General features: G+C 56.2%; 18 protein-coding genes. 7 read left to right on the top strand and 11 right to left on the bottom strand.

What is annotated here, in order from left to right:
• The first annotated feature begins 14 nt into the window (after nt 1-14).
• The 3 genes from glgC to glgP all read left to right on the top strand — a co-directional run bounded on the left by glgC (nt 15) and on the right by glgP (nt 5,317).
• On the top strand, nt 15-1,298 hold the full coding sequence (glgC, locus tag F3J28_RS18245) for a glucose-1-phosphate adenylyltransferase (protein ID WP_166878495.1): 1,284 nt from the start codon (nt 15-17) through the stop codon (nt 1,296-1,298).
• Between the two features lie 111 nt (nt 1,299-1,409).
• Nucleotides 1,410-2,843: a glycogen synthase GlgA gene (gene glgA, locus F3J28_RS18240; RefSeq protein ID WP_166878493.1), complete on the top strand. Its 1,434-nt coding sequence runs from the start codon at nt 1,410-1,412 to the stop codon at nt 2,841-2,843.
• A gap of 26 nt (nt 2,844-2,869) precedes the next feature.
• Nucleotides 2,870-5,317 (top strand): glycogen phosphorylase, encoded by a 2,448-nt coding sequence (gene glgP, locus F3J28_RS18235; protein WP_008457899.1) that lies wholly within the window; start codon nt 2,870-2,872, stop codon nt 5,315-5,317.
• A gap of 153 nt (nt 5,318-5,470) precedes the next feature.
• Here glgP and F3J28_RS18230 read toward each other — a convergent pair whose 3' ends face one another.
• From F3J28_RS18230 to glpE, 3 genes are all read right to left on the bottom strand, one after another.
• A complete protein-coding gene (locus F3J28_RS18230) occupies nt 5,471-6,229 on the bottom strand; it encodes a DeoR/GlpR family transcriptional regulator (protein ID WP_008457897.1) in 759 nt (252 codons plus the stop codon).
• 17 nt (nt 6,230-6,246) lie between these two features.
• Nucleotides 6,247-7,068, bottom strand: a complete 822-nt coding sequence (glpG, locus tag F3J28_RS18225; RefSeq protein WP_166878489.1) for a rhomboid family intramembrane serine protease GlpG — start codon at nt 7,066-7,068, stop codon at nt 6,247-6,249.
• 202 nt (nt 7,069-7,270) lie between these two features.
• Entirely contained in the window at nt 7,271-7,597 is a 327-nt protein-coding gene (gene glpE, locus F3J28_RS18220) for a thiosulfate sulfurtransferase GlpE (protein ID WP_008457894.1), read from the bottom strand.
• Between the two features lie 195 nt (nt 7,598-7,792).
• Here glpE and glpD point away from each other — a divergent pair, with 195 nt between their 5' ends.
• Nucleotides 7,793-9,301, top strand: coding sequence for a glycerol-3-phosphate dehydrogenase (glpD, locus tag F3J28_RS18215; protein ID WP_166878486.1), 1,509 nt, complete (start codon nt 7,793-7,795; stop codon nt 9,299-9,301).
• 128 nt (nt 9,302-9,429) lie between these two features.
• Here the strand turns inward: glpD and malT are convergent, their stop codons facing one another.
• Nucleotides 9,430-12,135 carry an HTH-type transcriptional regulator MalT gene (gene malT, locus F3J28_RS18210; RefSeq protein ID WP_166878483.1) on the bottom strand — a complete coding sequence of 902 codons (2,706 nt, stop codon included), beginning with the start codon at nt 12,133-12,135 and terminating at the stop codon, nt 9,430-9,432.
• Nucleotides 12,136-12,556: 421 nt separating this feature from the next.
• On the opposite strand from malT, the gene malP reads away from it, so the two are divergent.
• Together malP and malQ are read left to right on the top strand one after the other, a co-directional pair.
• Nucleotides 12,557-14,959, top strand: a complete 2,403-nt coding sequence (gene malP, locus F3J28_RS18205; protein ID WP_166878480.1) for a maltodextrin phosphorylase — start codon at nt 12,557-12,559, stop codon at nt 14,957-14,959.
• Between the two features lie 9 nt (nt 14,960-14,968).
• Complete coding sequence (malQ, locus tag F3J28_RS18200; RefSeq protein ID WP_166878477.1) at nt 14,969-17,047, top strand: 4-alpha-glucanotransferase; 2,079 nt, start codon at nt 14,969-14,971, stop codon at nt 17,045-17,047.
• Between the two features lie 178 nt (nt 17,048-17,225).
• Here malQ and nfuA read toward each other — a convergent pair whose 3' ends face one another.
• Nucleotides 17,226-17,801: a Fe-S biogenesis protein NfuA gene (nfuA, locus tag F3J28_RS18195; RefSeq protein WP_008457887.1), complete on the bottom strand. Its 576-nt coding sequence runs from the start codon at nt 17,799-17,801 to the stop codon at nt 17,226-17,228.
• Nucleotides 17,802-17,859: 58 nt separating this feature from the next.
• Nucleotides 17,860-18,543 carry a DNA utilization protein GntX gene (gene gntX, locus F3J28_RS18190; protein WP_166878474.1) on the bottom strand — a complete coding sequence of 228 codons (684 nt, stop codon included), beginning with the start codon at nt 18,541-18,543 and terminating at the stop codon, nt 17,860-17,862.
• Nucleotides 18,544-18,581: 38 nt separating this feature from the next.
• Here gntX and bioH point away from each other — a divergent pair, with 38 nt between their 5' ends.
• Complete coding sequence (gene bioH / locus F3J28_RS18185; protein ID WP_166878471.1) at nt 18,582-19,358, top strand: pimeloyl-ACP methyl ester esterase BioH; 777 nt, start codon at nt 18,582-18,584, stop codon at nt 19,356-19,358.
• Between the two features lie 44 nt (nt 19,359-19,402).
• On the opposite strand, the gene feoC is transcribed toward bioH, so the two are convergent.
• The 5 genes from feoC to greB form a co-directional block, all read right to left on the bottom strand.
• Nucleotides 19,403-19,639: a [Fe-S]-dependent transcriptional repressor FeoC gene (gene feoC, locus F3J28_RS18180; protein ID WP_166878984.1), complete on the bottom strand. Its 237-nt coding sequence runs from the start codon at nt 19,637-19,639 to the stop codon at nt 19,403-19,405.
• Nucleotides 19,640-19,648: 9 nt separating this feature from the next.
• A complete protein-coding gene (gene feoB / locus F3J28_RS18175) occupies nt 19,649-21,967 on the bottom strand; it encodes a Fe(2+) transporter permease subunit FeoB (RefSeq protein ID WP_008457876.1) in 2,319 nt (772 codons plus the stop codon).
• A gap of 53 nt (nt 21,968-22,020) precedes the next feature.
• Nucleotides 22,021-22,245 (bottom strand): ferrous iron transporter A, encoded by a 225-nt coding sequence (feoA, locus tag F3J28_RS18170; protein WP_008457875.1) that lies wholly within the window; start codon nt 22,243-22,245, stop codon nt 22,021-22,023.
• 451 nt (nt 22,246-22,696) lie between these two features.
• Complete coding sequence (locus F3J28_RS18165; RefSeq protein WP_166878468.1) at nt 22,697-25,033, bottom strand: Tex family protein; 2,337 nt, start codon at nt 25,031-25,033, stop codon at nt 22,697-22,699.
• 111 nt (nt 25,034-25,144) lie between these two features.
• Entirely contained in the window at nt 25,145-25,624 is a 480-nt protein-coding gene (greB, locus tag F3J28_RS18160; RefSeq protein ID WP_166878466.1) for a transcription elongation factor GreB, read from the bottom strand.
• Between the last annotated feature and the right edge of the window lie 37 nt (nt 25,625-25,661).

Here is a 25,661-nt window from a genome sequence, read left to right as displayed (position 1 = left end):
AAAAGGAGTTCGTCATGGTTAGGTTTGAGAAAAACGATCCGCTGATGTTGGCCCGCCAGCTGCCCATCAAATCCGTTGCATTAATTCTGGCCGGTGGCCGCGGGACTCGACTGAAGGATCTCACGTCGACCCGCGCCAAGCCTGCGGTCCATTTTGGCGGCAAGTTCCGCATTATTGATTTTGCGCTATCCAACTGCATTAACTCAGGAATTCGCCGCATTGGGGTGATTACTCAATATCAATCGCACACTCTGGTGCAGCATATTCAGCGCGGCTGGTCTTTTTTCAGCGAAGAGATGAACGAGTTTGTGGATTTGCTGCCCGCCCAGCAGCGCGTACACGGTGAGAACTGGTATCGCGGCACGGCGGACGCCGTGACCCAGAACCTCGACATTATTCGCCGTTACGACGCAGAGTATGTGGTCATCCTGGCCGGGGACCACATCTACAAGCAGGACTACTCGCGCATGCTGATCGATCACGTCGAAAAGGGCGCACGCTGCACCGTGGCCTGCATGCCGGTGCCGGTGCATGAAGCATCAGCGTTTGGCGTTATGGCGGTGGACGCGGACGAAAAAATTATCGATTTCGTGGAGAAGCCGGAAAACCCGCCGACGATGCCCAACGACAGCAGTAAGTCTCTGGCCAGCATGGGCATTTACGTTTTTGATGCGGATTACCTGTTCAAGCTGCTGGAAGAAGATGACCGGGATGAAAACTCCAGCCACGATTTTGGCAAAGACATTATCCCGAAAATCACTCATGCGGGAGAAGCCTACGCCCATCCGTTCCCGCTCTCCTGCGTGCAGTCCGACCCTAACGCCGAACCTTACTGGCGCGATGTAGGCACGTTAGAAGCCTACTGGAAGGCAAACCTTGACCTGGCCTCGGTGATGCCGGAACTGGATATGTATGACCAGGCCTGGCCGATCCGCACCCATATGGAGCCGCTGCCGCCCGCTAAATTCGTTCAGGATCGCTCCGGCAGCCACGGCATGACGCTGAATTCGCTGGTGTCCGGCGGCTGCATTATTTCTGGTTCAGTCGTTGTGCAGTCGGTGCTGTTTCCTCGCGTGCGTATCAACTCGTTCTGCAACATCGATTCATCCGTCCTGCTGCCGGACGTTATTGTCGGGCGCTCCTGCCGATTACGCCGCTGCATTATCGACCGCGCCTGCGTGATCCCCGAAGGCATGGTGGTTGGCGAAAATGCCGAAGAGGATGCGCGCCGTTTTTATCGCTCTGAAGAGGGCATTGTACTGGTCACGCGTGAGATGCTGGCGAAGCTGCAGGGCTGAAACGCGTAGAAGATTGGCCTGCGCACGATGATGCCGTGCGCGGTTATTTTATCGTTCGGCGTTGCCTGATGATTAAGACACAGCGCCGCGACTTTCCATATGGGAGCGATAATGCAGGTCTTACATGTCTGTTCCGAGATGTTTCCTTTGCTGAAAACGGGCGGCCTTGCGGATGTGCTGGGCGCTTTGCCTGCGGCACAAATTGCCGGCGGCGTTGATACGCGCGTCCTGCTGCCCGCCTTTCCTGATGTGCGGCGAGGAATCGAAGATATTCAGGTGGTTGCCCACCGACAGACGTTCGCAGGCCCAATGCGTCTGCTCTACGGTCACTACAACGGCGTTAGTATTTATCTGATTGATGCCCCCCATCTTTATGAACGCCCGGGTAGCCCATACCACGACACGAACCAGTTTGCTTACCAGGACAACGTACTGCGCTTCGCGCTGCTTGGCTGGGTTGGGGCGGAAATAGCCTGCGGCCTGGATCCTTTCTGGCATCCCGATGTGGTGCATGCCCACGACTGGCACGCCGGGCTGACGCCGGCCTATCTCGAGGTTCGCGGGCGGCCAGCCAGGTCGGTATTTACCGTCCATAACCTCGCCTATCAGGGAATGTTCTATGCTCATCACTTAAGTGAAATTGATTTGCCGTGGTGGGTCTACGACATGAACGGGCTGGAATTCCACGGCCAGATTTCGTACCTGAAGGCCGGGCTTTACTATGCCGACCACATCACCGCCGTCAGCCCAACCTATGCCCGGGAGATTACCGACCCGCATTTTGCCTATGGCATGGAAGGGCTGCTTCGCCAGCGCCAGCGTGAAGGGCGCCTGTCGGGCATTTTAAACGGCGTGGACGACAAGATCTGGAACCCGGAAAGCGACCTGCTGCTGGCCTCGCGGTATAACCGCGATTCGCTGGAGGAGAAAGCCGAAAACAAACGCCAGCTGCAGGTGGCGATGGGGCTGAAGGTGAACGACAAAGTCCCGCTGTTCGCGGTGGTCAGTCGGTTAACCAACCAAAAAGGGCTGGATCTGGTGCTTGAGGCTCTGCCTGGGTTGCTGGAGCAGGGCGGGCAGCTGGCGCTGCTGGGCGCCGGGGACTCCGTGCTGCAGGAAGGGTTCCTGGCGGCGGCGGCCGAGCATCCGGGCCAGGTAGGCGTCCAGATTGGCTATCACGAGGCATTTTCCCACCGCATCATGGGCGGTGCCGACGTGATTTTAGTCCCGAGCCGCTTTGAGCCCTGCGGCTTAACGCAGCTCTACGGTTTGAAATATGGCACCTTGCCGCTGGTGCGGCGAACCGGCGGCCTGGCTGACACCGTGTCTGATACTTCTCTCGAGAATCTGGCTGACGGTGTGGCTACCGGTTTTGTGTTTGAAGACAGTAATGCCTGGTCGCTGCTCCGCGCGATCCGGCGTGCTTTCGTGCTGTGGTCCCGCCCGTCGCTGTGGCGTTTTGTGCAGCGGCAGGCAATGAATATGGATTTTAGCTGGCAGGTAGCGGCGCAGTCATACCGCGACCTTTATCAACGCTTGATGTAATTACCCATACACCAGGAATCACTGATATGAACGCACCCTTTTCCTATGCATCACCCACGCTGAGCGTCGAGGCGCTTAAACACTCGATTGCCTATAAGCTGATGTTTACGGTGGGGAAAGACCCTGCCATCGCCAATAAACACGAGTGGCTTAACGCGACGCTGTTTGCCGTGCGCGACAGGCTGGTGGAGCGCTGGCTGCGTTCCAACCGTGCCCAGCTTTCCCAGGAAGTCCGCCAGGTTTACTACCTGTCGATGGAGTTTCTGATCGGACGCACGCTGTCGAACGCGCTGCTTTCCCTCGGCATCTATGAAGATGTGAAAAATGCCCTCGAAGAGATGGGCCTCGACCTCGAAGAGTTGATTGACGAGGAGAACGACCCCGGCCTTGGCAACGGCGGTTTGGGGCGTCTCGCCGCCTGTTTCCTCGATTCGCTGGCGACCCTGGGGCTGCCTGGGCGTGGCTACGGCATTCGTTACGACTACGGGATGTTCAAGCAGAACATCGTCGATGGCCGCCAGAAAGAGTCGCCGGACTACTGGCTTGAGTACGGCAACCCGTGGGAGTTTAAGCGCCACAATACGCGCTACAAGGTGCGTTTCGGCGGGCGTATTCAGCAGGAAGGGAAAAAGTCTCGTTGGGTCGAAACCGAAGAGATCCTCGCGGTTGCCTATGACCAGATTATTCCGGGCTACGACACCGACGCGACCAACACGCTGCGGCTATGGAACGCTCAGGCGAGCAGCGAGATCAACCTCGGTAAGTTTAACCAGGGCGATTACTTCGCGGCGGTGGAAGACAAAAATCACTCCGAAAACGTGTCCCGCGTGCTTTATCCCGATGACTCTACCTATTCGGGGCGTGAGCTTCGCCTGCGTCAGGAGTATTTCCTGGTTTCTGCGACCATGCAGGACATTCTGAGCCGCCATTATCAGCTGCATAAAACCTACGCCAACCTTGCGGATAAAATTGCGATTCACCTGAATGACACTCACCCGGTGCTGTCGATTCCGGAGTTGATGCGGCTGCTGATTGACGAGCATAAGTTTGAATGGGAGGAAGCGTTCGAAGTGACCTGCCAGGTCTTCTCGTACACCAACCACACGCTGATGAGCGAAGCCCTGGAAACCTGGCCGGTGGACATGCTTGGCAAGATCCTGCCGCGCCATCTGCAGATAATCTTTGAGATTAACGACTACTTCCTGAAAACCCTGCAGGAGCAGTACCCGAACGACACGGGGCTGCTGGGCAGGGCATCGATCATCGACGAATCCAACGGCAGGCGAGTGCGGATGGCCTGGCTCGCGGTGGTGGTCAGCCATAAGGTGAACGGCGTGTCTGAGCTGCACTCCAATCTGATGGTGCAGTCCCTGTTTGCCGACTTCGCCAGTATCTTCCCGATGCGCTTTAGCAACAAAACGAACGGCGTCACGCCGCGCCGCTGGCTGGCGCTTGCCAACCCGGCGCTGTCTGAAGTGCTGGATGAGAATATCGGGCAGACCTGGCGGACGGATTTAAGCCAACTGAACGACCTGAAGCAGCACATTGACTACCCGACGGTGCATCAGGCGGTGCGTAAGGCCAAGCTGGCGAATAAAAAACGGCTGGCGACGTACATAGGGCAGCAACTGAACGTCGTGGTGAGCCCGGACGCCTTATTCGACGTGCAGATTAAGCGCATTCATGAATATAAGCGCCAGCTAATGAACGTCCTGCATGTGATCGCCCGCTATAACCGCATCAAGGCCGATCCTGAGGCGGAATGGGTGCCACGCGTGAATATTTTCGCGGGTAAAGCGGCGTCGGCCTATTACATGGCGAAGCATATTATTCATCTTATCAACGACGTTGCGGAGGTCATCAACAACGACCTGCAGGTTAAAGATAAGCTGAAGGTGGTGTTTATCCCCAACTACAGCGTCAGCCTCGCCCAGTTGATTATTCCGGCGGCAGATCTCTCCGAGCAAATTTCACTGGCGGGAACCGAAGCTTCGGGGACCAGTAACATGAAGTTTGCGCTTAACGGGGCGTTGACCATCGGGACGCTGGACGGCGCCAACGTGGAGATGCTCGACCACGTCGGCAAGGACAACATCTTTATCTTCGGCAACACCGCAGAAGAGGTGGAGACACTCCGCAGTAAAGGCTACAACCCTCGGGAGTATTACGAGAAGGATGAAGAGCTGCGCCAGGTACTGACGCAAATCGCGACGGGGGCATTCAGCCCCGGAGAGCCGGGGCGCTATCGGGACTTAGTTGACTCGCTGATTAACTTTGGCGATCACTACCAGGTGCTGGCGGATTACCGCAGCTATGTGGACTGTCAGGACAAGGTGGATGAGGTTTACCAGCAGCCGGAGGAGTGGACTATCCGCACGATGCACAATATTGCCAATATGGGCTATTTCTCGTCAGACAGGACGATTCAGGAGTATGCCGACGAGATTTGGCATATTAAGCCGGTGAGATTGTAACTTTTCCCCTCGCCCTCATCCTAACCCTCTCCCCACGGAGGAGAGGGGATCAGAATAGCGGTGCTTCTTCCTCCCCCTGCTTAGTCGGGAGAAAAGGGCCAGATTCTTTTCTCCCTCTCCCTTTTAGGGAGAGGGCCGGGGTGAGGGTAAAACTCAGCACAGCTCCAGCTGCACGTTATTCTCTTTAATCACCTGCATCACTCCTGCTGGCGGCACCACGTCGGTATACACGGTATCCACCAGGCTAATACTGCCCAGATTCACCATCGCATTACGGCCAAACTTCGAATGGTCCACGACCAGCAACACGCTACGAGAGTTTTCGATAATCGCGCGCTTGGTGCGAACCTCGTGGTAGTCGAACTCAAGCAGCGAGCCGTCGCTGTCGATCCCGCTGATGCCGAGAATGCCGAAGTCGAGACGGAACTGGGAAATGAAGTCCAGCGTGGCTTCGCCGATAATGCCGCCATCGCGGCTGCGCAACTCTCCGCCGGCCAGAATGATACGGAAATCTTCTTTAGCCATCAGCGTGTTCGCCACGTTGAGGTTGTTGGTCACAATGCGCAGATTGCTGTGATTAAGCAGCGCATGCGCCACGGCTTCCGGCGTCGTGCCGATGTCGATAAACAGCGTGGCGCCGTTAGGAATTTGGCTGGCAACCTTCTGCGCAATACGCTCTTTTTCTGCGGTTTGCGTTGCTTTTCGGTCATGCCACGGGGTGTTAACCGAGCTGGAGGGCAGGGCCGCTCCGCCGTGGTGGCGCAGGATCATATTCTGATCGGCCAGGTCGTTTAAATCCCGGCGGATGGTTTGCGGGCTGACGGCAAACTGTTCCACCAACTCTTCGGTACTGACGTATCCCTGCTGCTTAACCAGCTCAATAATCGCGTCATGACGTTGTGTCTGCTTCACAAGCTACTCCAGCATTGTTATGTTCGTTTTCGCGCATTCAGGGTATCTACCAGCGCCATCGCCAGGCCAACCAGCATGCCGGTCAGGTGCGCTGGAATGACAGCGGACTGAGTAAAGACCTCAATAACCAACCAAATTACCGCAAACGCCAGCAGCCCGCGCTGCATCTGAATGCCGCTGTCGGGATCTCGCTCTCCGCGCAGCCAGACATAACCCATCAGCGCAAACACCGTGCCTGACAGACCGCCAAACAGTGGGCCGGTAAATTTAGCCTGCATAAAACCGCTCAGCAGGGTGGAGATAAGCGTCAGCGTCAGCAGTTTGCCGGTGCCGAGGCGTTTTTCGAGCGCGCCGCCTAAATACCACCACCATAGTAGGTTAAAGAGGATATGCAGCAAGGAGAAATGCAGTAATCCGTGCGTGAAATAACGCCAAAACTCAAAGCGCTGCTCGGGCACGAGCGGCCAGCCAAGCACGGAGATCACCGGACCGAAGCCCACGATATTGAGCAGGACAAACAGCGCGATACACACGCCGATGACGATAAGCGTCAGCGGGCCGGCGCGCTCTTTGATGGTGGCGAAAAACGGATAGCGTTTATAGCTGAAACCCACGCCGCTGTGGCCGGTGCTCCAGCTGGCGGCCTGGTAGCGCGGGTCGCCAGGGTTCGCGACGAACTTTTCCAGCTCGGCGCGGACATACTGTACCTGGTTCTCATCCGCCAGCCAGACATCGCTTTGCGTATGTTGCTGAATCGTAAGAATAACGCTCTGAGTTGCCATGTAATCTACAAAAGCCTGCGCCACGCGCGGGTTGGCGAAAGAGGTAATCATGATCATGAAAGTTTAACCAACTTCGTCTATTTACCCGTCATACTTCGAGCCGTAGGTACACCGTCTGCACTCCCTCACCTCAGTTACTTACTTTATGTAAGCGCCTGAGGATGAGCTCACTTGCCGTCTTCCTACGACTCAAATTATTTAGGGTAAAGCTTTTATTAAGGCAAGCAGTATACCTGCAGGGAGCGACAAGGGCTGAACTTTACGCGCCGTGAGCGACTTCAGCCGGGAAATGGCGGTGCCAGGCATCAAAGCCCCCGTCGATGCTGTAGACCTGGTCATAGCCTTGCTGCAGCAGATATTGGGCGGCGCCTTTGCTGCTGTTGCCGTGGTAGCACATCACCATGACCGGCGTGTCGAAGTCGGTTTGCTGCATAAAATTCACCAGCGTGTCGTTGGTAAGGTGGTAAGCCCCCGGCGTGTGTCCCATGGCAAAGCTCTGCGGATCGCGGATATCCACCAATACCGCCTGCTGCTGCTGGAGTTTCTGGTGTGCTTCTTCCACACCAATACATTCAAATTGATCCATGGTTTTACTCGTCGAGAAAGAAAGGAAACAAGGGGCATGTTAAGGCATCGCGCCCCGCTGGCGCTGATATTAACGCCAATATGTTATCCATATCACGTAGAAATGTTTTTATTTCGTTACCAAAGCGGGCGAACACTTGCTATTATGAGCGATATCGAACATTTTTGAGCTTTAACGAAAGTGCGTGAGGGCAACATGGAAACCAAAGATCTGATTGTTATTGGCGGTGGAATCAACGGCGCCGGTATTGCGGCGGACGCCGCTGGCCGCGGGTTATCCGTGTTGATGCTGGAGGGACAGGATCTGGCCTGCGCGACCTCTTCCGCCAGCTCGAAGCTGATTCACGGCGGCCTGCGCTACCTGGAGCATTACGAGTTTCGCCTGGTGAGTGAGGCGCTGGCGGAGCGTGAAGTGCTGTTGAAAATGGCGCCGCACATTGCTTTCCCGATGCGCTTCCGTTTACCGCACCGGCCGCACCTTCGTCCGGCGTGGATGATTCGGACTGGCCTGTTCATGTACGATCATCTGGGGAAACGCACCAGTTTGCCGGCCTCGACCGGCTTGCGTTTTGGCGCAGATTCAGTGCTGAAGCCTGAGATCGTGCGCGGTTTCGAATATTCCGATTGCTGGGTGGATGATGCTCGCCTGGTGCTGGCTAACGCCCAAATGGTGACCCGCAAGGGCGGAGAGGTGAAAACCCGTACTCGCGCCACCAAAGCAACCCGCGAAAATGGGCTGTGGGTCGTCGAAGCGCAGGATATTGATACCGGCGAAACCTTTACCTGGCGCGCGAAAGGCCTGGTGAACGCCACCGGCCCGTGGGTGAAAACTTTCTTTGACGAAGGGCTGCATCTGCCTTCGCCTTACGGTATCCGCCTGATCAAAGGCAGCCACATTGTGGTGCCTCGCGTGCATACCCAGAAGCAGGCTTACATCCTGCAAAACGAAGATAAACGTATTGTGTTTGTGATCCCGTGGATGGACGAATTCTCCATCATCGGCACCACCGACGTGGAATACCACGGTGACCCGAAAGCGGTGCAGATTGATGACAAAGAAGTGAGCTATCTGCTAAACGTTTACAACGCGCATTTCAAAAAGACGCTGACCAAAGATGATATCGTCTGGACCTATTCTGGCGTGCGCCCGCTGTGTGATGACGAGTCTGATTCTCCGCAGGCGGTGACCCGCGATTACACTCTCGATATTCATGACGAAAATGGTCAGGCACCGCTGCTGTCGGTCTTCGGCGGGAAACTGACGACCTACCGTAAGCTGGCTGAACATGCGCTGGATAAGCTGGAGCGTTACTACCCGAATATCGGCCCGGCCTGGACCAAAGAGTGCCGCCTGCCTGGCGGTGACATCGGCGGCGATCGCGATGATTATGCGGCCAAACTGCGCCGTCGCTACGGTTTCCTGACCGAAAGTCTCGCCCGCCACCTGGCGCGCACCTATGGCAGCAACAGCGACCTGGTGCTGGGCGATGCCAAAACCCTGGGCGATTTGGGCGAAGATTTTGGCCATGAGTTTTATGAAGCCGAGCTTCGCTACCTGGTTGAGCATGAATGGGTCAGATGTGCGGAAGATGCGCTGTGGCGCCGCACCAAACTGGGCATGTGGCTGAACGAAGAGCAGCAGGCGCGGGTGGCGCAGTGGCTGGTAAAGCAGGCGGCTAAAGCGGGACTGTCGCTGGCGTCTTAAAGAGAGTTGAACCCTTTTCAGTCCGAGTGTTGGCAGGTTTCGCTCATCTTCAGATTTTTATCCCCCCTCTCCCCTATGGGGAGAGGGCCGGGGTGAGGGGCTGAAACTAGCCTTCAGAATATCTCCAGCTAAACCCCATACCCCATCATCTTCAGTAATTTCTGTGCATGCTGTACCGCGTCCTGACGGTGCGCCACGCCCAGCTTCTGGTAAAGATTTCGGATATGCGTTTTGATGGTGGTGGCCGCAACATCTAACTCTCCGGCGATCTGCTCGTTGCTATAGCCGGAATAAATCAGCCCCAACACCTGCCATTCTCGCTGCGTCAGCGGGCTGGTGCGGATAAGCTCCGGCACTTCCGGGTGATTCAGCAGACGGTTCACAAAGCTTTCATCAAAGTGCGCAAACTTATGGCGGTGGTGCTGGTTTATCTCACGCAGGATGCGTTGAGCGCGGTGCTGATCCAGCTCCGGCAGCGTGTTGAGCTGAATAAGCTGGCGCAGCTGCTGCGCCATCGCTTCCCCTTCGATAACAAAGTGACTGATAAACCCGGTGCGGTTTGCCAGCGCCAGAGCTTCCAGCAGCACGCGCTGAGCGTCACTTTTTCTGCCCGCCTGCCAGTAAAGCTGGTTGAGCAGCAGCAGGTTGCGGTTAAGGTCGCTCATCAGACGCAGGCTGCGGGCGTTTTCGTTAAGTTCTTCCAGCACCATTTCCGCCGGATCGTACTCACCCAGCAGGATTTGTACGCGGGCGATATTCCGCCACTGGCTTTGCAGGAAGTGGTTATTGGCAAATTCAGGCTTCGGCGTCAGGCGCAGCCAGTTGGCTGCCGACTTTTTATCGCCAATCATTTGCCAGTAAATCACCCGCACCTTGTCGGCGTTTGAGACCCAGTCGCTGTGCCAGGGACCGTTCCCAAGCAAATTTTCAAGGCGATTAAGGTGATTACGAGCATTATCCAGGTCACCGCGCGCCAGCGAGCATTGCACCAGCAGCGCCAGACACTGGAGCTGTTGCTGCGGCTGGAAGCTGGAAAGGACCTCCATTCCGCTGCGGGCTGCCGCTTCGGCTTCATCCAGCCGGGCCCAGGCCCAAAGCAGCTGGGCGCGGATACGCTGTAGAAACTCATGCAGTGGCAATTGTTCGAGGTGCTGCTCGCGGATCAGCACAAAGGCTTTCTCCTGGGTTTCCCAGGCGGCCTGTAAGAACCCCTGAGCCAGCAGGATTTCGCTTTGCTGAATGAGGCTCCACAGCGCGTAGTGCCACACATCGTGGCGGCGGGCCATTTGCTCGGTCTGCTGCATAACGGAAAGAGATTTCGTCAGATCGCCCTTGCAGTGCAGCACTTCGCCGTGAACCGAAGTCGCTACTATGCGGCTGTAAAAATTGGCCAGCGGCAGCATTTCCAGCGCGACCATGGCCAGGCGCTCGGCTTCCGCCGGATCGCCCGCGTTGATGGCAACCTGGGCTCTCAGGGCGTTAAATTCACCGTGCAACGTGTCGTCGATGACCAGGTCCATTTCCTGCTCGGCCCTTGCCAGCAGGGTATTCACTTCGCCGTAGCGGTGCTGGCTTTGCATCAGCCAGGCCTGCAGCAGCACAAGTTTTGGGTTTTCCAGCAGACTTTCCCACGGCAGCGCCTTCAGTGACTCCTCGAGCAGCGTCAGTTCGCTGTGGTTAAACAGCGCCCAGGCGTGGCCCAGCAGAATATCGCGCAGCATATTGGCGTCACCTGCCGCCAGCGCGTGGTGAATAGCCTCGCTTGGGAAGCCTTGCGCCATCCAGCTTTCGGCGGCCGCCCGGTGAATATCCGGCAGCTCTGCGGCCAGCTCCCACTGGCAGCGCTGGCGAAGGAAACTGCCAAACAGCGGGTGGAAGCAGAACCATTCGCCGGAATCGTCCATGCGCTGCAGGAACAAGCCCTGGCGCTCAATCTCCTCCAGCCGCATCTGGCCATTTTCTTCACCCGTTACCTGGATGATCAATGCGTCATTCATTGAGCGCAGGATGGAGCTTCTCAGCAGGAAGTTGCGGGTATCGGCATCAACGTTGTTCAGGACTTCATCCACCAGATAATCTGAAAGATGGCTGGCGTTAATGCCCGACAGACGGCGTGCGGAATGTTGAGCTGGCGTATTGCTCTGGCGTGCAGACAAGGCGATTAACTGGAGTGCCGTTACCCAGCCAGCAACGTCATCACACAGGCGGCTGCTGTCCGCTTGTTCAATCGGCGTTGCCAGGCGGTTGTCGAAGAACTGTTTGGCTTCCTGATGCGTAAAGGCGAGCTGCTGGCTACCAATTTCCAGGAGCTGATCGCGCACGCGAAGGTTGGCAATGCCAAGCTGCGGGAGATTGCGTGACAGGATCACCAGCGTCAGGTTTTCCGGCTGGTGGCGAATGAAAAAACGCATGGCTTCATGAATAACCGGGTTGGCAATCAGATGATAATCATCAATCACCAGGTACAGCGGTTTGTCCCATCCCGCTAGCTCAATGAACAGCTGAGAAAAGAGCGAAGACAGGCTGGCGTATTGCCGCTTTTGCGCCATGATTTCGCTACTGGCGCAGTGGCCGCCGGTGGCGTGCTGCACGGCGGCAATCAGGTAGCTGGCAAAGCGCTCCTGCTGGTTATCTCCCTCATCAAGGGAATACCAGCCCAGCTCTTTTCGCCCCGCCGCCCACTGCGACACGAGGGTCGTTTTACCATAACCGGCCGGGCTGGCGATCAGCGCTAAGCGATAGTTGGCGGCAGTTGAAAGCTTCACCAACAGGCGATCGCGAACCACAGTGTTTTCCAGCCGAGCGGGGCGGCTTAATTTGGATGGGATTAACATAGTTGATCACTTCACTGTGTATAAATTTCCCCGGCATTTTTCGCGCTGCAGGGCGGGGCTGCCGGACTGCAGAGAAAATAATGGAGGGAAAAGTTCAAGGATGCGATTTTTTTTACGCTTCGTAATTAATGCTTACGGATAAGGTCTGCCAGAATGCTTTTTATTGCAAGGTTGTTGAACTTTCCGTGCTCGGTAAGTTGCACCCTGTCACAGTTCCATTTTTTTCATGAATACGTTTGCTCACTCCCTATGGCAACACGGCTGAAACCTGTTACATCGCCGCATCGAGTGGCAGAGATCACATTTTTCACTCATCCTCGCTACTCCTCCCCGCGTAATCCGCGCCGGGAGGAGGAAGTCCCCCAGGCTGCCCGGCACACTAGCGGGTAATGATTTTCGAACATTACAGGACCGATTTCCTATGTCACAGCCGATTTTCAGTAAAGAACAGTTCCAGTCCGCTCTGACGCGCCAGTGGCAGCGTTACGGCCTCCATGATGCCAGCGAAATGACTCAGCATCAGTGGTGGCAGGCGGTTAGCGGTGCGCTTGCAGAGCTTTTAGCGGCTCAGCCAGCGGCAAAACCTGAAGCCAGACAGCGCCACGTAAACTATATCTCGATGGAGTTTCTGATAGGCCGTCTGACGGGGAATAACCTGCTTAATCTTGGCTGGTTCACTGAAGTGGGCGATGTGCTGAAGGATTACCAGATAAACCTCACCGATTTACTGGAAGAAGAGACGGATCCGGCCTTAGGCAACGGCGGGTTGGGACGGCTTGCGGCCTGCTTCCTGGACTCAATGGCCACGGTCGGGCAATCGGCCATCGGCTATGGCCTTAACTATCAGTACGGATTGTTCCGCCAGTCCTTTAAGGACGGCAAACAGATGGAAGCCCCGGATGACTGGCAGCGCGGGAGCTACCCTTGGTTCCGCCACAACAGCGCGCTGGATGTGCAGGTGGGCATTGGCGGGAAACTCGTGAAGGACGGTAAGCATTCCCGCTGGGCGCCAGCCTTTATTTTCCAGGGCGAGGCGTGGGATTTACCGGTGCTGGGCTACCGAAACGGCGTGGCGCAGCCGCTGCGTCTGTGGCAGGCAAAACATGCTCATCCATTTGATTTGACGAAATTTAATGACGGTGAGTTTCTTAAAGCCGAGCAGCAGGGCATTGACGCTGACAAGCTCACCAAGGTGCTCTATCCGAATGATAATCACCTGAACGGTAAAAAGCTGCGCCTGATGCAGCAGTATTTCCAGTGTGCCTGTTCGGTGGCTGACATTCTGCGCCGCCATCATCTGGCAGGCCGCAAGCTCGCCGAGCTGCCGGCCTACGAAGTGATTCAACTGAACGATACCCACCCAACCATCGCTATCCCTGAGCTGCTTCGCGTTCTGATTGATGAACATCAGCTTAGCTGGGACGACGCCTGGGCGATTACCAGTAAAACGTTCGCCTACACTAACCACACCCTGATGCCTGAAGCTCTGGAATGCTGGGACGAGAAGCTGGTGAAAGCGCTGCTGCCTCGCCATATGCAAATCATCAATGAGATTAACAAACGCTTTAAGCTGCTGGTCGACAAAACCTGGCCGGGGGATGAAGCCGTCTGGGCGAAGCTTGCCGTGGTGCATAGCAAGCAGGTACGTATGGCTAACCTGTGCGTGGTCGGCGGCTTTGCGGTGAACGGCGTTGCAGCGCTTCATTCTGAGCTGGTGGTGAAAGATCTGTTCCCGGAATACCACCAGCTGTGGCCGAACAAATTCCATAACGTGACGAACGGTATTACGCCGCGCCGCTGGATTAAGCAGTGCAACCCGGCGCTTGCCACGCTGTTCGACAAGACGCTGAAGAAAGAGTGGGCGAATAACCTCGACGTGCTGGAAGGACTGGAAAAGCACGCTGATGACGCCAAATTCCGCCAGACCTGGCGCGAAATCAAGCATCAGAACAAAGTAAAACTGGCTGCATTTGTGAAGGCTCGTACCGGCATCGTGATTAGCCCGGATGCGTTGTTCGACGTGCAAATCAAACGTCTGCACGAATATAAACGTCAGCACTTGAACCTGCTGCATATCCTGGCGCAGTACAAAGAGATCCGCGAGAACCCGAAAGCAGACCGTGTGCCGCGCGTTTACCTGTTTGGCGCGAAGGCGGCTCCGGGTTATTACCTGGCCAAAAATATTATTTTTGCTATCAACAAAGTGGCTGAGGCGATCAACAACGATCCGCTGGTGGGCGACAAACTGAAGGTCGTTTTCCTGCCGGACTATTGCGTATCTGCGGCGGAGATCATGATCCCCGCGGCTGATATTTCCGAACAGATTTCGACTGCCGGTAAAGAGGCATCCGGCACCGGCAACATGAAGCTGGCGCTGAACGGCGCGCTGACGGTGGGGACGCTGGACGGTGCCAACGTTGAAATTGCAGAGAAGGTGGGTGAAGAGAATATCTTTATTTTCGGCCACACCGTCGAGCAGGTTAAGGCACTGAAAGCCAAAGGCTATGATCCGGTGAAATGGCGCAAAAAAGATAAAGTGCTGGATGCCGTGCTTAAAGAACTGGAGCAGGGCAAATACAGCGCAGGAGATAAACACGCCTTTGATCAGATGCTACACAGCATCGGCAAAGAGGGCGGCGATCCTTACCTGTTGATGGCGGACTTCACTGCTTATACCGAGGCGCAAAAGCTTGCCGACAAACTTTATCTGGACCAGGAAGCCTGGACGCGCGCCGCCATTTTGAACAGCGCCCGTTGCGGCATGTTCAGCTCCGATCGCTCGATCCGCGATTATCAACAACGTATCTGGCAGGCAAAACGCTAAGGGAGCGCCATGGAGAGCAAACGTCTTGATAGCGCCGCTCTGGCGGCGGGTATCAGCCCGAACTACATCAACGCCCACGGCAAACCGCAGGCTATTCCTGCGGAGACAAAACTGCGTCTGCTCGAGGCCATGAACCGCACCGCTGTTGCAAAAAAGTCGACCGATCCTGTGCCAGCGGTTCAGGTTTTCACTGCCGGGCAGCGAATGCAGCTGACGCTGGAAGGCGGGGGTGAATTTAGCTGGACGCTGACCACTGAGGAAGGTCATACCCACCGCGGGCAAGTATCCGGTGGGAAGAAGTTATCGCTGCCGACAAAGCTACCCGAGGGCTACCATTCGCTGGTGGTAAGTCGGCAAAAGCAGAGCTGGACGAGCCGAATTATCGTCGCCCCGCCGCGCTGCTATGAGCCTGACGCGTTACTGCAGGGCAAAAAGCTGTGGGGGGCGTGCGTGCAGCTTTATACGCTGCGCTCGGCGGCTAACTGGGGCATCGGCGACTTTGGCGATCTGAAGCAGATGCTGGGGGATGTGGCGAGGCGGGGCGGGGCGTTTATCGGCCTCAACCCGATTCATTCACTTTACCCGGCTAACCCGGAGAGCGCCAGCCCATACAGCCCTTCGTCACGCCGCTGGCTGAATGTCATCTATATCGACGTCAATGCGGTAGAAGATTTCCAGAACAGCAAAGCGGCGCAGACGTGGTGGAAAACATCCACAGTGCAGAAACAGCTTCAGGCCGCGAGAGATGCCGAGTGGGTGGATTATTCCGCCGTTACGGCCCTCAAAGTTGCGGGACTGCGTTTAGCGTGGCAGCAGTTCTCGTTGCGTACAGCCAGCGATGAACAAGTCGTCGCGTTTGGCAGATTCGTTGCGGAAGGAGGAGAAGGTCTGTTCTACCAGGCTGCCTACGATGCGCTTCATGCCAGCCAGGTTAACGAAGATCCTCTGCGCTGGGGCTGGCCGGTGTGGCCGGAAGGCTATCGCGACGCCCATAGCCCGGAAGTGAAGCAGTTCTGTGAGCAGCATTGCGATGAGGTCAACTTCTGGCTTTGGCTGCAGTATCTCGCCTGGCGTCAGTTTAAGGCCTGCTGGGATGCCAGCCAGCATGACGGGATGCCGATTGGCCTTTATCGCGACCTGGCGGTGGGCGTGGCGGAAGGCGGCTCTGAAACCTGGTGTGACCGTGAGCTTTACTGCCTGAAAGCCTCCGTAGGCGCGCCGCCGGATATCCTCGGCCCATTAGGCCAAAACTGGGGGCTGCCACCGATGGATCCCCACGTCATGGTCGCTCGCGGCTATCAGCCGTTTATCGAACTGCTGCGCGCCAATATGACCCACTGTGGCGCCCTGCGCATTGACCACGTTATGTCGATGCTGCGGCTGTGGTGGATCCCTTACGGCGAGACGGCGGATAAAGGCGCCTATGTGCAGTACCCGGTGGACGATCTGCTTTCTATTCTGGCCCTGGAAAGCCAGCGCCACCGCTGCATGGTGATTGGCGAGGACCTCGGTACCGTGCCGGTTGAAATCGTCGGCAAGCTTCGCGACAGCGGCGTTTATTCTTACAAAGTGCTGTACTTCGAACACGACGGAGAGAAGCAATTCCGGGCTCCGGCCACATGGCCTAAGCAGTCGATGGCGGTTGCCACAACGCACGACTTGCCCACGCTGCGTGGCTACTGGAATAGCGGTGATTTAACGCTGGGCAAAACGCTGGGACTTTACCCTGATGAAGAGGTGCTGGCGGCGCTGTATGAAGACCGCGAAAGGGCTAAACAAGGTCTGCTGGACGGGCTGCATAAATACGGCTGCTTGCCGAAGCGGGCGGGGCATAAGGCCGCGTTAATGACGATGACCGACACGCTCAACCGTGGAATGCAGCGTTATATCGCCGACAGCCATAGCGCGCTGCTGGGGCTGCAGCCGGAGGACTGGCTGGATATGGCCGAGCCGGTGAATATTCCTGGCACCAGCTCCCAGTATAAGAACTGGCGGCGCAAGCTAACCGTCTCTCTGGAAGCGATGTTTGTCGATGAACGGGTGAATAAGTTGCTGAAGGATTTGGATAAGCGGCGTAAGAAGCAGTGATTTGGTGACCCTCACCCTGGCCCTCTCCCTGGAAGGGAGAAGGAACCGAACGGTGAAACCCGGGAGCTTTCTTTCCTCCCTATCCCTGGAAGGGAGAGGGGACCGAACGGTGAAACTTGGGCGCTTTTTTCCTCCCTCTCCCCTTTGGGGAGAGGGTCGGGGTGAGGGGCTTATATAATTAGTAGTAAGAGTGCTCACCGCGCTGGTGTTCTGTCAGGTCACGTACGCCTTTCAGCTCAGGGAACTCAGCCAGAAGCTGTTTCTCGATCCCTTCTTTCAGCGTCACATCCACCATAGAACAGCCGTTACAGCCGCCGCCAAACTGCAGAATGGCATAGCCTTCGTCGGTAATTTCCATCAGCGTGACGCGACCACCGTGGCCCGCCAGCTGCGGGTTAACGGTCGCCTGCAGCATATACTCAACGCGCTCCATCAGCGGCGCGTCGTCAGACACCTTACGCATTTTTGCGTTAGGGGCTTTCAGCGTCAGCTGGGAACCGAGCTGGTCGGTGACGAAGTCGATTTCGGCATCTTCCAGATAAGGCGCGCTCAGCTCATCGACATAAGCCGTTAGCTGCTCGAACGGCAGCGCCGTGTCGGTCGCTTCAACCGCATCCGGCGGACAATAAGACACACCACACTCCGCATTCGGGGTGCCAGGATTGATTACGAATACGCGGATTTGCGTCCCTTCTTCCTGATTTGCCAGCAGTTTGGCAAAGTGGGATTGTGCAGCATCGGAAATACGGATCATAACGATTGCTCAATAGTTGACTATTTTAGTCGGTTATAATACGCCCATCATCGAGGGTCTACAAGGTTCGACACAGGCACCATACCTGGACAGTCGCCGCGCCCTGCCTTTTCAGCAATCGCGCTATCTCCGCAACAGTACTACCCGTCGTCACGACATCATCCACAATCGCCATATGGCGACCCGCAACGGGAATTTCAACCCTAAAGATGCCTTTCAAATTCCTCTTTCTTTCCTTTGCTGTCAACGTATGTTGGGCTGGCGAGGCGCGTATGCGTTTGATTGCAGAGGGATAATGCTCCAGCCCTAACCAGCGAGACAGCGGAGTAGCAATAAGTGCGCTTTGGTTATAGCCGCGCCGCCACGCTCGGGTATGGTGCAGCGGTACACTCAAAATAACATCAGGCAAATGAAGCCTGCCCTCTCGCCTGGCTGCCTGAATACGCAGTAGCAAAAGGCGGGCTAAGGCCGGTGCAAGCGAGGGCGTTCCGGTAAATTTCAGGTGATGAATCAGCGTGCTTAACGGCGGCAGGTAGTCTGTCACATAGGCTATTGCGTCCCACTCAGGCGCTCTTTGCAGACAGCGTCCGCAGGGCAAATGCCCGCTCAGCGCCGGTAAACCACACTGTAAACAGCAGGCCAGGGGCTGAAGCAGCGAGGCGGCGCAGCATGAGCAAATGCCCCATGTCGGACGGGCAAGCGGTAACCGGCATAGCCAACAGCGGCCAGGGATTGCTAGCATAGCGTTCTCCTTGCTGATGAAAATGAGAACGGTAACTGATGAGTGAGCTGTGGTGGCAAACAAAAGGTGAAGGAAAAAGCGATCTTGTGCTGCTGCACGGATGGGGACTGAATGCGGAGGTTTGGCACAACATAGAATCCGAACTCGGCTCGCAATTTCGGCTGCATCTGGTCGACTTACCAGGGTATGGCCGGAGCAGGGGGTTTGGTGCGCTAACGCTGGAGGAAATGGCTGACATTGTGCTGGCTAAAGCGCCTGAATGTGCCACATGGCTTGGCTGGAGCCTGGGTGGGCTGGTAGCAAGCCAGGCTGCGCTCGCCAGGCCCGAACGTGTGAATGCGCTGGTGACGGTGGCTTCCTCACCCTGTTTTACCGCGGCAGAAGACTGGCCGGGCATTAAACCTGACGTGCTGGCCGGGTTCCAGCAGCAGCTAAGCGAAGATTTTCAGCGTACCGTGGAGCGTTTTCTGGCGTTGCAAACCCTGGGCACAGAAACCGCGCGCCAGGATGCTCGCCTGCTGAAAACCGTTGTTCTGGAACAGCCGATGCCGGACGTTCAGGTCCTTAACGGCGGGCTTGAGATCCTGAGAACCGCCGATCTGCGCCAGGAGCTTTCGCATTCTGCAATACCACATTTACGTCTGTATGGCCGACTGGACGGGCTTGTGCCACGGAAAGTGGTTCCCCTGCTGGACGCCCTGTGGCCGCAGTCCAGCTCGGTTATCTTCGACAAGGCCGCCCACGCGCCGTTTATCTCTCATCCGGCTGAATTCTGCCAGGCTCTGCTGGCCTGGGGGCAACAACGGCTTAGCTGACGGGCAGTAAAAAGGCGGGGTAGCCCGCCTTTCATCAGATTAACTTAACGCAGCGCCCAAAGTTCCCGGGCGCATTTTTTCCCTTCTGGACAGCTTTTGCAGCTTCCCGTCAGGCAACTGCCCGGATCTTCGCTGATGCGTCTGGCTTTGCCCATCGCTTCCAGTCGATCGAGCATGGCGGCAACCAGCGGCAGAGGCGTGACAAGCTGCTGGCTTATCTGCTTCGCTTCCAGGCGGCCCTGAAGCGCCAGGGCGTTACGGATATCAATCAGGCTTGCCATCATCGCTCCTTAGTGACAGTCGCCGGTGCTGCTTTGGCAGCAGGACGACGGCGTTTTTCTGGTGGCGAGCAGCGATACATCCACGCGACTTCTTGCCCGGCGCAGCCCGCCAAGCAGCAGGACGTTGAACAATACCACCGCGAGGATGCAAATCAGGCTGAACTGCGGGTGCTCGCTGAAGGTAACGCTCTGGTAGTAAAGCGTGGAGAGCGAATAGGCAATGTTCAGCCCCCACAGCACGGAAAATGTCATCCAGCCCCGGCTCGATTCACGGGCGATGGCCCCCATCACCGAGATGCACGGAATATAGAGCAGAACGAAAATCAGATAGCTGTAGGCGGCGGCTTCGCTGCCGAATTTCGTGCTCATCACGCCCATCGGCCCGGAGGACATTTCACCGTCGCCTTTGCTTGCCTCAATCGGGTTCGCCAGCACGCTCAGGCTGAAGGTGTTTTTCAGCCCCTGCCAGGTTTCATCGGCGGCAGCGCCCAGTTCATCAAGCAGGTTAAAGCTTGCGGCATCAAACTCTTCATTATGAATATCTTCGGCGGTATAGAGGGTATTTAACGTGCCGACCACAACTTCTTTGGCCATCGCACCGGTAAACAGCCCAACGGTAGCCTGCCAGTTGTCATCATGGACACCGATCGGCTTCAGCAGCGGCGTCAATACGCGGCTGACGGAGGCAAGGGCGGAATCATTGATGCTATCTACTGGCTTGCCGCTAAAGGAGAAGCTGTTCAGGGCGCCGATGAAAATACTGACGATCACGATGACCTTCCCGGCGCGAAGCACGAAGCCTTTCAGGCGCTGCCAGGTTTGTAAAATCAGGCTCTTGAGGTGAGGGACGTGGTAAACCGGCAGCTCCATGACAAACGGCGAAGCTTCGCCACGCATGATGGTGTGCTTCAGCATCAGGCCGGTGAGAATAGCCATGACAATGCCGAGAATGTAAAGTGAGAACACCACCAGCGCGCCCTGCTGGCCGAAGAATGCGGCGGCAAACACCGCGAAAATCGCCAGGCGCGCACCGCAGGACATAAACGGGGCCATCATGATGGTCATCAGCCTTTCGCGCGGCGCATCAAGGGTACGGGCACCCATGACCGAAGGCACGTTACAGCCGAAGCCGACAATCAGCGGCACAAAGGATTTACCCGGTAAACCCAGCGACTGCATCAGGCGATCCATCACGAAGGCTGCGCGCGCCATATAGCCGGAATCTTCGAGGAAGGAAAGGAACAGGTACATCATGCCGATTTGCGGCACCAGCGGCAGCACGGTATTGATCCCGCCGCCAATCCCCTGGGCCAGGAAAATCGTCAGCCATTCCGGGAAGTGCAGCGTATAACCGAGCCACTGGATGCCGTGAATGAATATCGCCACCGAACCGCCATCAAAAATAGGCTGCAGCGCGCCGCCGATGTTAATCGCCAGCAGGAACATCAGATACATCACCAGCATGAAGATCGGCAGGCCGAGGTAACGATTGAGGATGATTTTATCCATCGCCACCGTCAGCCGGTTGGGTTCGGCTGTCAGGCTATTGCTAACCGCGTCGCAAATGGAAGCGATGCTTTGGTAACGAGCATCTGCGATCAGCAGCGCGGGATCGTCAATGGTCTCAGCCAGGCGCGCGCGCGCTGAGTCAAGTTTGTCTGTGGCATTGCCCGCATACGCGAGGCTGTAGATATCCCCTTCCAGCATCTGCAGCGCCAGCCAACGACGCTGTGTCACCGGCATTTCCTGCGGCATATCCTCGGCCAGCTTTTTTGCCTCTTGCAGCAAAATCTGCGGATAGTGCACCAGCTCGTTTTTCTCGTTGGGCTGCTTGCGGTCAATGGCGAGTTTCAGACTTTCAATACCGCGCCCGCGAGTAGACACCAGCGGCACGACGGGGCAGCCGAGGCGGGCGGCCAGCGCGTCGATGTCGATGCGAATCGCCTGTTTCTCGGCAATATCCAACATATTGAGCGCCACCACACACGGGATGCCCAGCTCGAGTAACTGGAGCGTCAGATAGAGATTACGCTCAAGGTTAGAAGCATCCACTACGTTGATTAACAGATCGGCATCGCCGCTCAGAATGTAGTGGCAGGCGATTTGCTCATCAAGCGAAGTTTGTGACGAAATGGTGGTGAGTGAGTAGGTGCCGGGTAAATCAACCAGCGTGACCTGGTGCTCAAGGGTGGAAAACTGACCTTCTTTGCGTTCTACGGTGACACCCGCCCAGTTCCCCACGCGCTGGCGGGCACCCGTCAACTGATTAAATAACGTGGTTTTACCCGAGTTAGGATTGCCGATTAAACCTATGGTTAAGTTTTTCATTTTATTAATAAACTTCGTTGGATGTGCAAAATAACGCGAACGTTTCCCCGCCGTTACGCCACGGCTTCGATATTGACCAGCGCGAGATCTTTTTTGCGCAGCACCAGGCTTACGCGGCGCGTTTCGATATGAATAGGGTCGCCGAGAGGTGCCACGCGGACGACGTTGAATGAGGAACCCGGCAGCATGCCGAGGGACAATAATTTTTGGCGATAAGCCGGACTGATTTCACTGGCGAAGCCGGTAATTTTCCACGCGCTATTCGGTATGAATTGCATAAGACCTACTTAGAGCTGGGCTCTGCATTGACGCTGACTGAATGATCGTTTTATTCACGAGCGATGCGTGTAATAAAAACGAATTAAGCTATCGGAAGAAAGAGAAGAAATATCGTTCAATGCAATGATAATGAGAATGGTTACTGTCGACAATATTTATTTTTCTGAGTGAATTTAACCAAAATAGGTATTTTTCTGGCTGATTTAGTGGGGTTGCTTTTAACGAGCGAAAGAAAGTGGTTTCTTAATTGTATGAAAAATAGAGTAATAGCTTCTCTTTGGTGAACGATGAATGTTATTTCGTTATTGCCGATGTTACAGGGATGATAATTGCTGGTTTCATGGTGGGGTAGATATTGAAAATTGATTTAGATCAAGAGTACGTTATTTTTCTGCTTTTTGTCGGTGATGGAAAAAATAAGACCTCTCCCCGAAGGGAGAGGTCAGACAATTAACGCTTCTTGCCCATCGCAGCAGCCAGCGCATCCATCATCGCGCTATTCCCACCGGCGGCGTTTTCGCGCCCGCGCGGTTTTTGTTGTGCTGTTGGCCTGCCTTTTTGCTCGCGAGGTGCGTTGCTACCCCCATTACCGCGACGGCTGCCACCTTCGCCAGGCTGTTCATCAAGGCGCATGGTCAGGGCGATGCGTTTCCGCTGCAGATCCACTTCCAGGACTTTGACTTTAACGATATCGCCCGCTTTCACCACTTTGTGCGGATCGTCGATGAATTTGTCCGACAGGGAGGAGATATGCACCAGGCCGTCCTGATGCACGCCGATGTCGACAAATGCGCCGAAGTTGGTGACGTTGGTCACCGCGCCTTCCAGCACCATGCCCGGCGTCAGGTCGTTCATGGTTTCCACGCCTTCGGCAAACTGTGCGGTCTTAAACTCAGGGCGCGGGTCGCGGCCCGGTTTTTCCAGCTCTTTAATAATGTCCGTCACGGTAGGGACGCCGAAACGCTCATCGGTAAACTGGCTGGCCTTCAGATCGCGTAATTCGTTGCTGTTGCCCATCAGGTCCTGCAGCGCCTGCTGAGTGGCGGCCAGAATACGTTCGACCACCGGATAGGCTTCCGGGTGTACGGTAGAGGCATCCAGCGGGTTATCGCCGTGGTTGATACGCAGGAAGCCCGCACACTGCTCAAAAGCTTTGGGCCCCAGGCGGCTGACTTTCAGCAACTGCTGGCGGTTCTGGAAGCGGCCATTTTCGTCGCGCCAGTTGACGATGTTCTGCGCCATCATGCGGGTCAGGCCAGCCACGCGGGTCAGCAGCGGCACGGAAGCGGTGTTGAGATCCACGCCAACGGCGTTCACGCAGTCTTCGACGACCGCATCCAGTTTTTTCGCCAGCTGAGTCTGGCTGACATCATGCTGGTACTGGCCCACACCGATAGATTTCGGGTCGATTTTCACCAGCTCGGCCAGCGGATCCTGCAGACGGCGGGCAATCGAGACCGCGCCGCGAATAGACACGTCCAGATCCGGGAATTCCAGCGCCGCCAGCTCGGAAGCTGAGTAAACGGAAGCGCCCGCCTCGCTGACGATCACCTTCTGGGCGGTGACTTTCGGGAACTGTTTTTGCACATCCAGGAAGAAGCGCTCGGTTTCACGGGATGCGGTACCGTTGCCGATAGCGACCAGCTCGACGTTATGTTTTTCACAAAGGGCAGCCACGGCCACGGCGGCTTTCGCAGCCTGACCGGTATGCGGATAAATAGTATCGGTCGCTACCAGCTTGCCGGTGGCGTCAACCACCGCGACTTTAACGCCGGTACGCAGGCCCGGATCGAGGCCCATGGTGGCGCGCAGGCCAGCCGGGGCCGCCATCAGCAGATCGTGAAGGTTGCGGGCGAAAACATTGATGGCTTCATCTTCGGCGCGTTCGCGCACGGTGCCCATCAGCTCGGTTTCAAGGTGCATTAACACCTTGATGCGCCAGGTCCAGCTCACCACGGCCTTACGCCAGCTGTCGGCCGGGGCATTGTTCAGGCGCAGATTCAGATGAGAGATGATCAACTGCTCGCAGTAGCTCTCGCGCGGCGGCTCATCAAACTGCGGGTCGGCATTCAGCGACAGCTGTAAAATACCTTCGTTACGCCCGCGGAACATCGCCAGCGCACGGTGAGAGGGAACGGTGGCAATGGCTTCGTGGTGGGCGAAGTAGTCGCGGAATTTCGCGCCTTCTTCCTCTTTACCGCTTACCACGGCGGAAACCAGATGCGCATTTTTCCACAAATAGTCGCGCACTTTTGCCAGCAGAGCGGCATCTTCGGCGAAGCGTTCCATCAGGATGTAGCGTGCGCCGTCCAGCGCGGCTTTGGTGTCGGCGACGCCTTTGTCGGCATCCACAAAGCGAGCGGCTTCCTGCTCCGGGTCGTGTGAAGGTTCGTTCCACAGCAAATCCGCCAGCGGCTCAAGGCCGGCTTCGATGGCGATTTGCCCGCGGGTTCGGCGCTTGGGTTTATACGGCAGGTAAAGGTCTTCGAGTTCGGTTTTGCTCAGCGTGCCGTTGATGGCCCCGGCAAGTTCGTCACTCAGTTTACCCTGCTCGGCAATAGACTTGAGGATGGACTGACGGCGCTCTTCCAGCTCGCGCAGGTAGCTAAGACGAGTCTCCAGTTGACGCAGTTGCGTGTCATCCAGACCGCCGGTGACTTCCTTACGATAACGTGCAATAAACGGCACGGTATTCCCTTCATCCAGCAGGCGAACGGCGGCTTCCACCTGTTCGTTTCTGGCCTGAAGCTCACCCGCAATAATGCGGCAAAGCGAATCATTCATCATGGCTTTTCATCTGTGTAGTACGGAAAATTCAGCAAACAGTTATACGGATCGGGGCGCGAAAATGCCAGCCGACGACCCACGGATATTGGGTTTCAGACAGTTCTGTGCACATTACTCGAGTTTAGGGTACTCAATTTCATTGACGTACCACTGCGCTTCTCCCGCCGGCGTTTGCACCACGGCTAAATCGCCCACTTCTTTTTTGAGCAGCGCGCGCGCCATCGGCGAATCAATAGAAATGTAGTCCTTGCGGCCAAAAATCTCGTCGTAACCGACGATGCGAAAACGCAGCATGTCGCCGTCGTCGTTTTCAATTTCGACCCACGCGCCGAAGAAGACTTTGCCTTCCTGCTGCGGTGAGTAATCGACGATTTTCAGGCGCTCCAGAGATTTGGTGATGTAGCGAACCCGGCGGTCAATTTCACGCAGGCGTTTTTTGTTGTACTGATAGTCGGCGTTTTCGCTGCGATCGCCGAGGCTGGCGGCCCAGGTCACTTTCTTGGTCACTTCGGGGCGCTCTTCACGCCACAGATAATCCAGCTCTTTTTTGAGCTTTTCGTAGCCTTCACGGGTGATTAACGGCGTTTTCATCTTTCTGCCCTACAGCCTGTAAAATCAGAGTGTGATT

It is taken from the genome of Enterobacter sp. Ap-1006 (assembly GCF_011752835.1).
Lineage (GTDB): Bacteria > Pseudomonadota > Gammaproteobacteria > Enterobacterales > Enterobacteriaceae > Cedecea.
This window is presented reverse-complemented; position numbering and strand designations above follow the sequence as displayed.

Excerpts from the sequence above, each read along its gene's own strand:
- glgC (WP_166878495.1), top strand. The coding sequence starts at position 15 with ATGGTTAGGTTTGAGAAAAACGATCCGCTGATGTTGGCCCGCCAGCTG.
- glgA (WP_166878493.1), top strand. The coding sequence starts at position 1,410 with ATGCAGGTCTTACATGTCTGTTCCGAGATGTTTCCTTTGCTGAAAACG.
- glgP (WP_008457899.1), top strand. The coding sequence starts at position 2,870 with ATGAACGCACCCTTTTCCTATGCATCACCCACGCTGAGCGTCGAGGCG.
- glpG (WP_166878489.1), bottom strand. The coding sequence starts at position 7,068 with ATGATCATGATTACCTCTTTCGCCAACCCGCGCGTGGCGCAGGCTTTT.
- glpE (WP_008457894.1), bottom strand. The coding sequence starts at position 7,597 with ATGGATCAATTTGAATGTATTGGTGTGGAAGAAGCACACCAGAAACTC.
- glpD (WP_166878486.1), top strand. The coding sequence starts at position 7,793 with ATGGAAACCAAAGATCTGATTGTTATTGGCGGTGGAATCAACGGCGCC.
- malT (WP_166878483.1), bottom strand. The coding sequence starts at position 12,135 with ATGTTAATCCCATCCAAATTAAGCCGCCCCGCTCGGCTGGAAAACACT.
- malP (WP_166878480.1), top strand. The coding sequence starts at position 12,557 with ATGTCACAGCCGATTTTCAGTAAAGAACAGTTCCAGTCCGCTCTGACG.
- malQ (WP_166878477.1), top strand. The coding sequence starts at position 14,969 with ATGGAGAGCAAACGTCTTGATAGCGCCGCTCTGGCGGCGGGTATCAGC.
- nfuA (WP_008457887.1), bottom strand. The coding sequence starts at position 17,801 with ATGATCCGTATTTCCGATGCTGCACAATCCCACTTTGCCAAACTGCTG.
- gntX (WP_166878474.1), bottom strand. The coding sequence starts at position 18,543 with ATGCTAGCAATCCCTGGCCGCTGTTGGCTATGCCGGTTACCGCTTGCC.
- bioH (WP_166878471.1), top strand. The coding sequence starts at position 18,582 with ATGAGTGAGCTGTGGTGGCAAACAAAAGGTGAAGGAAAAAGCGATCTT.
- feoC (WP_166878984.1), bottom strand. The coding sequence starts at position 19,639 with ATGGCAAGCCTGATTGATATCCGTAACGCCCTGGCGCTTCAGGGCCGC.
- feoB (WP_008457876.1), bottom strand. The coding sequence starts at position 21,967 with ATGAAAAACTTAACCATAGGTTTAATCGGCAATCCTAACTCGGGTAAA.
- feoA (WP_008457875.1), bottom strand. The coding sequence starts at position 22,245 with ATGCAATTCATACCGAATAGCGCGTGGAAAATTACCGGCTTCGCCAGT.
- F3J28_RS18165 (WP_166878468.1), bottom strand. The coding sequence starts at position 25,033 with ATGATGAATGATTCGCTTTGCCGCATTATTGCGGGTGAGCTTCAGGCC.
- greB (WP_166878466.1), bottom strand. The coding sequence starts at position 25,624 with ATGAAAACGCCGTTAATCACCCGTGAAGGCTACGAAAAGCTCAAAAAA.